The organism is Bacteroidota bacterium, assembly GCA_016722375.1.
Lineage (GTDB): Bacteria > Bacteroidota > Bacteroidia > Chitinophagales > LD1 > Bog-950.
On record JADKJG010000005.1, the window covers coordinates 269,934 to 282,325 of the forward strand.

The following is a 12,392-nucleotide window of genomic DNA, read 5'->3' on the forward strand; positions in this document are numbered from 1 at the left end:
TGTTTTTTAAGTTTTGGTTAATTAATACTATCTAAAACACACAGAGTTCAAATTTGTTCGCGACTTTGAAATTATTTTTTGATTTCAGAGGAGAACGACCTGGAGACCTCTGTTGAAATTTGTTTAATTGGTTAATAAAATTGGTTAAAGGATGAATAACCCAATCTGACTTCTCCCCATAAGGGGTAAACTGTACTTACGTCCTATTAAGTAGGTAGCCTGCGGCTACCATACAGCCCTATTGGCAGATTAAATTTTCAAATAATCCGATGTAACCCTTCTTCTCTCTGATAATCGAAGATCTATTTATTCCCTCGGAATAATCGCCACTTCTTCTTCCATTTTTCCATCGCGGAACATACGGAGATAATGTTTTTTATGGTTCATCTCCTCGCTGCTCACGCGATAGTCGTAGTTGTAGATTCCTTCGCGCTGCAACTCGTTGTTTACATAAATTGTTTTCATGTGGTTGTCTTCATCGAACAGCGCAATCATCACCTTCACCGGTCGCATGCTGGCTATGGAATAGCCGATGCTGCCGGAATAAATAGTTCGGGTGGTGTAAGTGGGTTCCGCATAGGAAGATTCCGATTCATAGATTTTAGAGAGGGGAATCTTTTTTGCTTGAGCAATAAATCTTCGGAGGTGGTACATCATCAAAGTATCTTCGCTATAGATGGTGTGGAGGTCGTAGTCATTGGTCAAGCACCAGACGGCCTGCTGCGCCGCATCGCTTTGATAATTTTTTCGGTTGATTAGTTCTGACAGTTGCAGCAGGCTTCCGGTCGCCCGCGGACCCATAGAGAAGGGTGCCAATGGCGAAGGACCATGGTCATTCGCCTCGGTACACATGGCATACAGTTGGCTGTTTTTCTTTTGACCGGCGGGTAGGTGGATAGTGGCAGTTTGTGTGACTATCATGGTTTGATAGGAAGAATCGGCAGGCACTATTTTATAGCCATAGTCCAGATTGATTTGCAGGGCAATCCCAGATTTGTTCGATATCTTCATGGCCATAGAGGGGCCATAATGAGAGGAATAATCCCGAAGCGAAGTATCCGGTGAGTCTCCGCGGATTTCGACGGTCACCAGCTTTTTTTGTAAAGCGTTAGAAAGGCTGTAGGCGTTTTCGCTGTGTGCACTGAATGACCATAACAGCAGGACGAGGCAAGGGACGGAATAGGCATACATAGCTTGATATTTAGGATAATATATTAACGCAGAGGGGCAGTGATTTATTATATCAGGCCGCTTTGGGAAATTGGCCACTTGTCTCCAACAAAGGATTACTGTGCGGTTTTAGGATTGTGCGTCTTTAAATAAATGAGTACTTACGGTGGGGTTCCTTCTAACTTTCCTCCCAGTATTTGGATTTAATCCCGATTTTGTTTTTCGGGAAGAACTTTGTACATTGCAACTCAATTCAGTCCCAAAACTGGAATATATGGACAGCTTATTCACCCCAAGATTGTTCTTTGCGACCGATGTTCGCTTTGAGCTAGAACAGATTATTATTTGCCTCGTCGATGGAGAGGAGGTTTCCTATCCTTTAGCTTGGTTCCCTAAGTTGTATCAAGCCAGTCCGTTTCAACGAACAAAGTTTCATATCGTAGCCGGGGGTTACGTTATTCGTTGGCCTCAACTGGAAGTGGATATTTCAGTCAAGGAGTTGCTCCATCCACAGTCTATCGCCTGTTAAACTTTTTTGCAGATTTTGCCCATCTGAACCACCCGAAGCCGGTGAGTCGGGAAGATTATAAAACCTTGTATCAAGAAGCATTATGAGTGAGGAACAAAAAATTGTGATCGGAATTACTCATGCCGACACAAGAGGGGAGAATTATGGCAATTGGATAAAAGGAAACGAGGATTGGATTGAAGTCATTGACCTTTCATCAGATAAGGAAAATTGGGATGAGATTGCAGATTGTGACGGCATTGTGTTGACCGGTGGGTTGGATGCGCATCCTCGATTTTATAATAGTAAACGCGATAACTATCCCAACAAACCGAAAGAGTGGAACGAAAAGCGGGATGAATTTGAAATGCACGTATTTGAGACTGCTTTAAATTTCGACCATCCGGTACTGGCTATTTGTCGCGGCCTGCAATTGGTCAATGTTTCGCTTGGTGGGGATTTGATTCAAGACTTGGAAGAAGCCGGAAAAAATGATCATCGGAGGCATGGCGACCAAGATGAATATCATGGAGTGGAGGCCAAAGAAGGAACACTACTTCATCAGGTGACCGGAGCAATATCCGGAAAGATAAATACTGCGCACCACCAGGCCGCCGGAAAGATAAGCGAGGAGTTGATGATTAGTGCGACAAGTCCGGATGGGGTGGTTGAAGCCTTGGAATGGAAAGAGAAAGAAGGAGAACCCTGGATGCTTTGTGTGCAATGGCATCCGGAACGAATGGAGGATGGGGAAACAAATCCCTTTTCAAAAAATATCCGGGAAAGGTTTTTAGAAGAAGTGAAGCACAAGAAATATGAAAGCAATCAACCCATCCACTAAAAAGAAGATTCAGCAGAAATACTTTCAGCTTTGGAACTTCGCTTGCTCGTGCCGGACTAAAAGCCTTTACTATGACCAAGACTGGTCATAGTAAAATAAGCACCCTAGCTTATTTCGGCGGCTCAAAAATGCTGTTACATTTTTTACAAGTTCTTAATTCAAGGTTAGAGTAGAACTTATCCATCACAGCCGGCAAATCTTTTACAATATCCTTAACGGGCAATTTTTCTTCGTGCAGGAAAGTGCCGCAGTTTTCGCAATACCACTGGAAGCCATCGTTCATGCCCGCAGGGCGTTTTATTTCCATCACCAAGCCAACGGAATTTTCCGGCCTCCGTGGTGAATGTGGTGTCCGTGCTGGAAGGAGAAAAATATCTCCTTCGTTTATATTCATGTCTTTCACGTGTCCGTCTTCTACAATTTTTACCACAATGTTTCCCTCCAGTTGGTAGAAGAATTCTTCGGTTTCATTGTAATGAAAGTCTTTGCGCTTATTGGGCCCTCCGACTACCATCACAATGAAGTCGTCGTTGTCGCTATAAACTACCTGATTCATGACCGGAGGCTTGAGTAAATGGCGATGCTCGTCAATCCATTTTTTGAAGTTGAAGGGCTTGGTAATCATGGTGTTTGATTTTGATTTTTCAGAAACATTTCCATATACAGTTTATGAAGATAACCCGACTCCCGGATTTATACAACCTGCTATCCACGCCACAGGCCTTTTCATGCTATTTGCCCATTCTATTAAATAGAGCGAATTACCTTACCACAAACTTAATCACTCTTAGCTCGTCGAGGTAGGACACATGAATGAAGTAAGTAGCCGCCCGTAGCTGGCCGATAGGAAGGGCATAATCACTGCGGCCGCCGGGTAAAGTCAGCATTTCCTCTTGAATGATGAAGCGTCCATAGAGATCCGTAATATTTATTGTTACAATACCGGCTTTTGGCAAGATGAGTCCCAGTCTGGAATTTTCTCTTGATGGATTAGGAAAGGGGCCCACTAACTGAATGACTCCGTTAACTGAATGGCATTGACGGTTGTTGTCGGTTCTAGTCTCCGGCTCATCTTTATTGACATTTCTGGCTTCCACACAAACGTATGTGTTGTTGATAGCATCGGGAGATAGTACAAAACGAGCTTTGAATATATAGTCCATTCTTTGACCGGTGGTAAGGGCACCGGCCCAGTCCTCGGTGATTATTCCACCGGTTCCCAGTGATGCGAATAAGCGAACATCGGTAATCAAACGGGTGCCAAGATTGCTCATAGAGGCTGTGACGGTTACTAATACCGAGCCGTCGGTCTGGGGTTCTGTTTTGGTTTGAACATCATCAACCGAAAGATCGAGCAGGGTGGGTACTACAATGTACGTTTTTGCGGCGGAGTCCACACAGCCACTTCCCGAATAGGCGTGTAACACAATGCGAAAAGTGTCATTATCCTCGTACGTATGTGAAGGATTGACTAAAGCAGAAGAAGGCGATCCATCGCCAAAGTCCCAACTATAAGTATTGGCCTTGGTACTCTTGTTGCTGAAATTTACATCTAAAGGAGCTTCGCCATACAGAGGAGTATAGCCAAAAGCAGCGACCGGATTGGGTGTAACGCTGACCAATTTGGTTATCGAATCCTTGCATCCGCTTTGAGTAGTAACAATCAACTTTATTGAATAGGTTCCTGAATCTTTAAATACATGATTCGGTGCCGGTTTATTATAACTGCTGCCATTGATGTTCCATTGCCATTGGCTAATCGGCTCCGTTGGGGACAGGCTGTTTTGAAGGGGTGTATAGCGGGCATTAACGCAAGAAGAAATTTTGCTGAATGATGCGGTAGGCTTTCGGATGATTTGAACATTTTTCTGCACCGTATCCACACAACCAATGGCATTCTCTACCGTGAAGTTCACCACGTAGGAGTCGGGAATTGTAAATTTGTGTTTAGGATTTTTAAGGGCAGAAAGAAAGCTACCGTCACCGAAATTCCATTGCCATCTAACCACCGAATAGGAGGAGGTGATGTCGGTGAAAGAGGTAGAGTCGCCATCGCAAATACCGGAGTATTTAAAGTCGGCAATCAACTCATTAAATACCGATACGCTTCTGAAAGCGGTGTGTTCGCAACCGCGCGTGGTAGTTACTTTTAATGTAACCGGAATAATTCCTTTGTGGGGAAAAGAATATTCAGGAGTTTGTCCTTGCAGGGTATCTGTTTGGTTAAAAATCCATTGCCACTGGATAATGGTGTCTGTGATTAGAACAGAACTGTTGTCGGTAAACTTTGCCAACCCGCCCAGACATTGAATGGGGGGATAAGCGAAATCTGCTGTGGGAATTGATCCGATGGTGGCAGATTTAGTAATTCCATCTGTACAACCTGAGTCGGTGGTAATTAATAGAGTAATTGGATAGGTCTTCAGGCTGTCAAAAACGATTTTGGGATTTTGAAGTATAGAGGCCCCTACATTTCCGAAGGTCCATTTCCATGAACTGATGGGATCGGTAGGCACGGTCTGTGATAAGTCCATAAACCGAGAAGTATCAGAAAGGCATATACCTTGAAAGCTAAAATTAGCATTGGGTGCCAATCCTTTGATATTCACGTGGAGGGTGTCCCAAGCCCTACAGCTATTGCTGTTGATAGCCGCTACAGAATAATTTCCAGACGAAAAGATGGCGGGTGTTTGAGTGGTATCCCCATTAGACCAAAGGATAGATGTCAATGAGTTGGTATAACCAAAATTCAATCGGTTTCCCGAACAGAATGAAGTATCGGCTCCCACTGTATAATTAGGAAAATTATCAATGGCAACTTTGGCTGTATCTGAATTGAGGGTGCAATTTCCCGCGTCTTTTATTCGGACAGAGTAAGTGCCCGGATTTTTGATAATTATGGAAGGAGTGGTAGCACCGGTAGACCACGTAAACTGAAACCCGGAGGAGGGATAACCGGTGTTCCATTCAATAGAATCTCCTTGACACAAACCGATATTTTTTGGCAATTGATTGAAAACAATTTGTGGTCTGATTTCCATAGTGTCGGAAGAGACGTAGCCAAATATATCAGTAGCACGGACCCAGTATTTACCAAATTTGGTCGCAGTAATAGAGGAAGTGGTTGCTCCGGTTGACCACAGATAAGAACTGAATCCGGGAGTGGCCGGTATCGGAACAGAGACACAGAAACTATTCAAAATGGTATCGGCACCTAAATCAACATGCTTAGAATACTTAAACCGAAGATATCCTTCTATATTATTGATTCCGGTGCTGTCTATTGCATTGCTATAGACAATGATTTCTGCTATATCTCCCTGAAATGCAAAACTGGTGGCATCAGGGCGAGTGCCAATGGCAGAAAAATTGATCCCCGGTATTTGTTTGGATAAAGCAAGCGGAGGTTGTATGCCGTTTCGTGCCAAGCGATTTTTCTGGTATGAATAAATTGAATATGCAGTATTGAGAGAGGCGGTATTGGCAGCATATAAAGCATCGGTAGATGTAAGGTTGCTGTAAACACCATATCCGGCAGTGTAATACGAAGCCGCAGCACAAATTCCCGATTTGGTTCCTCCCAAGACATACTGTATCAGGTTGCTATTTGATGCATAGTTTCTAACCATAAATATGGTGAAATCGGTCAGCGAAATAGAAGTAAAGTTCAGGGTGCTTCCGGTAGAGGAAGACCCGCTGAACCTGAGTACAGGTTTACTATTCAGTTGAGCGATGCCACTTACAAAGGTTGGCTGTTTGTTGGCTGTAGGTTGTGCCGCCGTTAACGATGCTGGGCTGATATCTGTCCATGATGAAACTTTGTTTGCACTGCTGACCACATTTTTTTCGGCATCAAACCACGCAGCCAGTCCTGGAAAATTAGTAGGTCTATAAATTGAAAAACTACGGCTATACGACCATGATTGTGAACCGGATGGAGTGCTCGCTCTTACATGCCAGAAGTAAGTAGTTCCAAGAGCTAATGTTATTTGCACGTTGGTCCCGCTTATCCCCGTTTGGGATTGAACTAAGTTGCCAAATCCCGCATCCTGTGCAATCTGTATGTCGTATGTAACAGCACTGTCCACATTGTTCCACCGGAAATTGATGGTAGCGTCAGAAAAAACGTAGTCTTGTTTCGGAGATATTAGTCTGTAATGTTGAGCATGCCCGGACAGGCATATCAGCCAGCCTGTAAATAGAAAAAATATTTTGTACATAGGGCCGCGTCGGGTAATGTTTATACGATTATCCATTCAATCAAATCCAAAATTGGGTTCACTGAAACTTAAAAATCACGATTTCTAAAACCAAGTGCAATTTACCGTGCTTTCTAATTATCGACTTAGGTCTCTCTATGTAAAATATTAAACAGTCGTGGGCACTTGTGTAATATTAAGGACTATGTAGTTCCTTATTCGGTTGAATGAATGATTTCTTCAAACCGCTGAATCGTAGCCCGAATAGAAAATTTGTCCATTACAGTCTGCTTTGCTTTTTCCCCAATCACGTGCAATTGACTGGGATTGTTTTTTAATTGAATGACCAATGCCGCGACACCCTTATAATCTTGAAAGGGAAGAATAAATCCATTTTCGTTTGGCACAATCACCTCCGGGGTGCCACCGCCGCTGGTGGCAATGACGGGTATACCAAAGGACATAGATTCCAAAATAGAATTGGATACGCCTTCTGTTCTTGATGTGAGTACGGAAAGATGAGCAGCCTGAACAATGTCCGGAATATCTGATCGGTAGCCTAGGAATTCTACATTATGTATATGATTAGTTTGAACATAATTTTTGAGTTCCTCCAACATTTCCCCACCTCCAACCAGGTGGAACTGAATGTCTTTTTCAAGTGGTTGCACTTCTTGTGCAGCTTTCAGAAAGGTTATCGGATCTTTAGGATTATCTCGTCGTAGAGAAGCTACCATGATCACATGGAAACTATTCTTTGCAAAGCCTATTGACTCCTGTGCTTTATATCTAGAAATAGTTTCTGTTTCTGAAGTATAACAACCATTGTATAACACATGCCGCCCCCTTTTCCCCAATTGTCGGAATGACTTTAATCCTGCATAAGAGTTGGCGACAACATTTCTATAAAGTCTGTATAATAAAGATTCGATCTTCTCTTTGAGATTTAAACGGTCAGGAGCATTTCGGATAGCACCATTGAAAAGTCTAAAATTAAGGCTACTGAAAAACTTACAAATCAGCGCGATGTGAGATGCGGTGTATGCAAAACTGAAAACAATATCCGGCTTAACTTCCTGAATATATTTATAGGTCTTCACCACAGACTTAAAATTAAAATGTGCCTGATCTAAATTTTTATAGCCGTTCAATTTGTCTTTTATCGTGTTAAAGAAGGTGTTGTCATGCGATTTGAACAACAAATAGACCTCGTATTTCTCTCGCGAAAGATGTTCCATGATAACGTGCAACTGACGCTCCTTTCCTCCAAAGGCAAAACTACCGATAAGAAATAAAATCTTTGTCTTTTTCATTGTCATCAACGCGTCATCCATTCAGCCTATAAAGTAGAAATGATTTCATCTACCTATGCAAATAGCGTCTCTTCCACCAACTGACAAATGATATGACCGATAAGGATATGGCTTTCCTGGATGCGAGGGGTGTCTTTGCTTGGTACATTGAAAAGATAGTCACAGAAATCTTTCATCTTTCCTCCGGTCTCGCCGGTGAATGAAATAACTACTGCTCCTCGTTTTTTTGCTTCTTCTTGCGCTAACAAAATATTCTTTGAATTGCCTGAAGTGGATATTCCGATTAACACATCGCCCTTTCGCACATGCGCTTTCACTGCGCGCTGATAAACTTCATCGTACGAATAATCATTTGCTACAGCTGTAAGAAAAGAAGTGTTGACGTGAAAGGCTTCGGCAGGAAGCGGTTCGCGATCAGAATAAAAACGGCCCGTAAATTCAGCAGCAAGATGCTGCGCATCGGCAGCACTGCCTCCATTGCCGCACAGATACAGTCGGTTGCCGCTTTTGAATGCGGTAGAAATTAGTTTAGATACTTCTTCGATTCGATTTAACAAGATATTATCAGCAAGTATCTTGTTCTTGACTTCTACCGAAGCTGAAACGATGGCTTTAATTTTTTCTTGATGTTGCATCATATAGTCCATGTGGTTAATCCGTGTTGGGTAAAATTATATCTCATCACCTTACCGCCTAATTTATTTAGAGCGTCAATCACTTTGAACTTAGCATTGTAGGGGGCATAAAAAAACATAAAACCTCCTCCTCCGGCTCCCGATACTTTCCCTCCGGTGGCTCCCGCTTTCATCGCGGTGAGGTAAATCTGTTCGATGAATGGATTAGATATTCCCTCTGCCATAGCTTTCTTATGCTCCCAACTATCATGAAGTATCTTGCCGATTCCGTCTATATCACCTTTAAGAAGGGACTCTTTCATTTTCACCGACTGCTCTTTCAGGCTATTCATCGCTGCAATGGATTTTATATTTTTTCTTTACATTTTCCGATTGCTTGGCAATAATAGAAGAAGACAATCGGGAAGTTTCTGTAAAAAAAAGAATCAAGTTGTTCTCCAGTTCATGCAGCCATTTATCTTTCACACGCAGCGGATTGACAATTACCTTATCCTCTTTATAAAACTCCATATAGTTCACCCCGCCAAAGGTAGCGGCATATTGGTCTTGCTTCCCTCCGTGCATACCCAAATCTTCACGCTCTATTTTATAGGCAAGATGGGCAATGTCATATTCTCCAAGAGGCAGTTTTAACCACTCCACAAAGGCACCTAAAATTGCGACCACTAAAGTGGAAGATGAGCCAAGTCCGGAACCGGGAGGAGCATCTACGTAAGTAGCAAGTTCAAATGCCAATGGTTTTTTTACAAAATCTTTAATCACCCGGTTATATACACCGATTGCTAAATCCAGTTTACCGGTAACCGGTAACTCCTTTTTGGCATCCAGAATAAGTTCTTCGTTCCGGTCAATGGCTTTGATGTGAATCTTTTTGCCCGTCAGAGGCTTAATCGTAGCATAAGCATACATGCCGATCGTAATGTTTAGGATTGCTCCTCCGTATATATCGGAGTAGGGAGAAACATCGGTGCCGCCACCGGCTAATCCAAGTCGTAAGGGTGCTTTGCTGCGAATAATCATATTGGTTCTAAAACGGGCGCAATTTAATGATACACTTATGAATGAGAAGAATTGGCCTTTGCTACATCCAAAATTTTATTCAGCATCATGGCCCATGAATACTTTTTCTTTTCTTCTTTGATGTGATCGCGCATCACGAATTCACGATGATTCTGATAGAAATCAACGATGGCATCTGCAATAGCCTGAGGTTCCGGGGCTACCACATAGCCTACCTTTTTGTTTGGCACTATTTCGGGAAGTCCGCCGACATTTGTAACCAACATCGGACGATCGAAATGATAGCAGATTTGGGTAACACCGCTCTGTGTAGCATGCTTATAAGGCTGTACGACTAAGTCTGCCGCGCAGAAATAGTTTTTCACCTCATCATCGGGAATGAATTGTGTTTTCAAAACCAGCTTGTCTGCCAGGTTTAACTCAGCGATTAAATCGAGGTAATGTTTTGCGTTGGCATAAAATTCGCCTGCAATAATCAGCTTCATGTTTAATGAACGAACCCGCTCATCATTCATAGCATGTAACAACAAATCCAAACCCTTATAATCACGGATGAATCCGAAGAAGAGAATGTATTCAGTGTTTATTTCCAGCCCCAATCGTTCATAAGCTTCTGCTTTGTTTATGGCTTCGCCGAAATTGTCAAACAAAGGATGCGGAGATAAAACCTTCGGCTTTTCATTGTCGAATTGTTTCAAATCCTGCAAAACCGATTCGCTCATGGCTACAAAGCCATCCACAGAGTTTACAAAATACTTTGCCAGCGCCACATCCCCGATTCGTTTTTCGTGTGGAATAATATTATCGAGAATGGCCACTACTTTTGTTTTCTTGTTTTTCTTTACGATTCTAGAAATGGTTCCCAAACAAGGAGCCATAAAGGGCAACCAGAACTTTATAAGCAACAAGTCGGCATTCAGTTTTGCTATTTCTTTCCCTACGCTTATCCAGTTAAAAGGATTGATAGAGTTTACCTTGACATGAATATATAAATCATCGGGCGGCGGGGCATCGCTGTATTGTGATGTGCCGGGAAAAAGAAAGGACGGATACTGTAAGCTGAATGTGTAAATCTGAACGCTATGCCCCTGCTTGATAAACTCCCGAGCCAATCTTTCATTATAGGCAGCCAATCCCCCGCGAAGCGGATGCGCGCTTCCGAGAATGACTATTTTCATGAACGCAGATTCAATAGCTTGGCTATGTCGTATTGGTTTCGGTCATTAGAAGAACGGGAAACCAATTCACCCAGAAATCCGGCGACAAAAAGTTGTACGCCTACCACAATAGATAATAAACCGATGAAGAAGACCGGTCGCTCGGTCATCCGGTATTGCATAAAAGCGAACTTGGCAATAGTCAGATATAACACGATGCAAAAGCCGATGAAAAAACTCAGGAATCCCAGCCCACCGAAAATATGCATCGGTCGCTTGGCAAAGCGCGTCATGAAAGAAACAGACAGCAAGTCGAGGAATCCATAGAGAAAACGCTCCATGCCGAATTTTGTGATACCGAATTTGCGCGCCTGATGTTGTACGATTTTCTCTCCTATTTTGCTATAGCCCGATTTCTTGGCAAGGATGGGGATATAGCGGTGCATTTCCCCATATACTTCTATACTTTTCACCACTTCATTTTTATAGGCCTTCAAACCACAATTGAAATCGTGAAGATATATGCCGGAGACAGCACGAGCTGTCGCGTTAAAAAGTTTGGTGGGAAGCGTCTTTGTAATCGGGTCATAACGCTTTTGTTTCCAGCCGCTCACCAGATCGAAACCTTCATTAGTAATCATTTGATATAGGCCCGGAATTTCATCCGGCGAATCCTGCATATCGGCATCCATAGTGATCACTACATCGCCTTGCGCAGATTGAAACCCTATTTGAAGCGCGGCACTTTTTCCGTAGTTCTTCCGAAATCGAACTCCTTTAATATGGGGGGTTTGCGAAGCCAGCTCTTCAATCACCAACCACGACTTGTCGCGGCTGCCATCGTCCACCATGATAATTTCATAAGAATAGTTGTTCTCTTTCATCACTCGCTCTATCCAGGCGGTGAGTTCGGGAAGAGACTCTTCTTCGTTCAATAATGGGATGATAACAGAAATCTGCATGGATAAGAGGTTATGAGGAGGAGGTATCTGAATCCACCTCTGTTATTTCCGGGCTTGGTGCCCGCTTAATGAAAGCGGCGATGATTAAGCTCAGTATCAGCGCAATGCCCAGTGCAATGCCGTAGCCTTTTACGGTTTGCAAAATGGAGGGCTTGAATTGATTTTCGTCAAATCTTGCCATTGCCTTTTCCATTTCTTCATCGGAGGTGCCAAACTTTTCCATGGCTTTCTGGGTTGTAGTTTTCATCAATTGCGTCACCTCCTCCGGATATTTTGGTCAATCACGTTTGGAATCAGGTACCCCATGATGGCGCTTCCGGCAAAGGAAATGGCACAAATAAGCATTAACCCGACCAGTGCATCCTGAAAGGAAAGAATTCCTCCCCGGTCTTTCCGAAAAGCGAGTCCGCCTATGATGGGAATCAGCACCATAATCGCAAAGGAGAAAATCCCCACCGCAATCTGGGTATAAAACGAACTAAACAATTGGCGGTAAAACAAGTAGGAAACAAAACTGAAAATGCTCATTATCAAGGCACCGATAATGCCATAACGAATGGGAACTTTAAAATTTTCCATTTGGAGGT

11 protein-coding genes and 1 pseudogene are annotated in these 12,392 nt (G+C 43.0%); 2 read left to right on the plus strand and 10 right to left on the minus strand.

The annotated features are described in order from the left end of the window. Window positions 1-306: 306 nt before the first annotated feature. On the minus strand, window positions 307-1,191 hold the full coding sequence (locus IPP77_08555; protein MBL0309709.1) for a hypothetical protein: 885 nt from the start codon (window positions 1,189-1,191) through the stop codon (window positions 307-309). Between the two features lie 253 nt (window positions 1,192-1,444). On the opposite strand from IPP77_08555, the gene IPP77_08560 reads away from it, so the two are divergent. Both IPP77_08560 and IPP77_08565 read left to right on the plus strand, forming a co-directional pair. After that, complete coding sequence (locus tag IPP77_08560; protein MBL0309710.1) at window positions 1,445-1,699, plus strand: DUF2442 domain-containing protein; 255 nt, start codon at window positions 1,445-1,447, stop codon at window positions 1,697-1,699. Between the two features lie 82 nt (window positions 1,700-1,781). After that, entirely contained in the window at window positions 1,782-2,519 is a 738-nt protein-coding gene (locus IPP77_08565; protein MBL0309711.1) for a gamma-glutamyl-gamma-aminobutyrate hydrolase family protein, read from the plus strand. Between the two features lie 109 nt (window positions 2,520-2,628). Here the strand turns inward: IPP77_08565 and IPP77_08570 are convergent, their stop codons facing one another. The 9 genes and pseudogenes from IPP77_08570 to IPP77_08610 all read right to left on the minus strand — a co-directional run bounded on the left by IPP77_08570 (window position 2,629) and on the right by IPP77_08610 (window position 12,384). Beyond that, window positions 2,629-3,144: a 3-hydroxyanthranilate 3,4-dioxygenase gene (locus tag IPP77_08570; protein MBL0309712.1), complete on the minus strand. Its 516-nt coding sequence runs from the start codon at window positions 3,142-3,144 to the stop codon at window positions 2,629-2,631. A gap of 136 nt (window positions 3,145-3,280) precedes the next feature. After that, complete coding sequence (locus tag IPP77_08575; protein ID MBL0309713.1) at window positions 3,281-6,775, minus strand: PKD domain-containing protein; 3,495 nt, start codon at window positions 6,773-6,775, stop codon at window positions 3,281-3,283. A 158-nt stretch (window positions 6,776-6,933) separates the two neighbouring features. Continuing rightward, window positions 6,934-8,052, minus strand: coding sequence for a glycosyltransferase family 4 protein (locus tag IPP77_08580; protein ID MBL0309714.1), 1,119 nt, complete (start codon window positions 8,050-8,052; stop codon window positions 6,934-6,936). Window positions 8,053-8,084: 32 nt separating this feature from the next. Further along, window positions 8,085-8,669 carry a D-sedoheptulose 7-phosphate isomerase gene (locus IPP77_08585; GenBank protein ID MBL0309715.1) on the minus strand — a complete coding sequence of 195 codons (585 nt, stop codon included), beginning with the start codon at window positions 8,667-8,669 and terminating at the stop codon, window positions 8,085-8,087. After that, a pseudogene (locus IPP77_08590) lies at window positions 8,666-9,686 on the minus strand (dehydrogenase). Before IPP77_08590 ends, IPP77_08585 begins: the two are co-directional and overlap by 4 nt. A gap of 35 nt (window positions 9,687-9,721) precedes the next feature. Next, window positions 9,722-10,864, minus strand: coding sequence for a glycosyltransferase (locus tag IPP77_08595; protein MBL0309716.1), 1,143 nt, complete (start codon window positions 10,862-10,864; stop codon window positions 9,722-9,724). Further along, window positions 10,861-11,805: a glycosyltransferase family 2 protein gene (locus tag IPP77_08600; protein MBL0309717.1), complete on the minus strand. Its 945-nt coding sequence runs from the start codon at window positions 11,803-11,805 to the stop codon at window positions 10,861-10,863. The genes IPP77_08595 and IPP77_08600 overlap by 4 nt, the downstream gene beginning before the upstream one ends. A 10-nt stretch (window positions 11,806-11,815) precedes the next feature. Then, window positions 11,816-12,052, minus strand: coding sequence for a DUF4199 domain-containing protein (locus tag IPP77_08605; protein MBL0309718.1), 237 nt, complete (start codon window positions 12,050-12,052; stop codon window positions 11,816-11,818). A gap of 8 nt (window positions 12,053-12,060) precedes the next feature. Further along, the gene (locus tag IPP77_08610; protein ID MBL0309719.1) at window positions 12,061-12,384 is read right to left on the minus strand and encodes a DUF4199 family protein; all 324 of its coding nucleotides are present in this window, start codon (window positions 12,382-12,384) and stop codon (window positions 12,061-12,063) included. Window positions 12,385-12,392: the final 8 nt, after the last annotated feature.

Excerpts from the sequence above, each read along its gene's own strand:
- IPP77_08555 (MBL0309709.1), bottom strand. The coding sequence starts at position 1,191 with ATGTATGCCTATTCCGTCCCTTGCCTCGTCCTGCTGTTATGGTCATTC.
- IPP77_08560 (MBL0309710.1), top strand. The coding sequence starts at position 1,445 with ATGGACAGCTTATTCACCCCAAGATTGTTCTTTGCGACCGATGTTCGC.
- IPP77_08565 (MBL0309711.1), top strand. The coding sequence starts at position 1,782 with ATGAGTGAGGAACAAAAAATTGTGATCGGAATTACTCATGCCGACACA.
- IPP77_08570 (MBL0309712.1), bottom strand. The coding sequence starts at position 3,144 with ATGATTACCAAGCCCTTCAACTTCAAAAAATGGATTGACGAGCATCGC.
- IPP77_08575 (MBL0309713.1), bottom strand. The coding sequence starts at position 6,775 with ATGGATAATCGTATAAACATTACCCGACGCGGCCCTATGTACAAAATA.
- IPP77_08580 (MBL0309714.1), bottom strand. The coding sequence starts at position 8,052 with ATGGATGACGCGTTGATGACAATGAAAAAGACAAAGATTTTATTTCTT.
- IPP77_08585 (MBL0309715.1), bottom strand. The coding sequence starts at position 8,669 with ATGATGCAACATCAAGAAAAAATTAAAGCCATCGTTTCAGCTTCGGTA.
- IPP77_08595 (MBL0309716.1), bottom strand. The coding sequence starts at position 10,864 with ATGAAAATAGTCATTCTCGGAAGCGCGCATCCGCTTCGCGGGGGATTG.
- IPP77_08600 (MBL0309717.1), bottom strand. The coding sequence starts at position 11,805 with ATGCAGATTTCTGTTATCATCCCATTATTGAACGAAGAAGAGTCTCTT.
- IPP77_08605 (MBL0309718.1), bottom strand. The coding sequence starts at position 12,052 with ATGAAAACTACAACCCAGAAAGCCATGGAAAAGTTTGGCACCTCCGAT.
- IPP77_08610 (MBL0309719.1), bottom strand. The coding sequence starts at position 12,384 with ATGGAAAATTTTAAAGTTCCCATTCGTTATGGCATTATCGGTGCCTTG.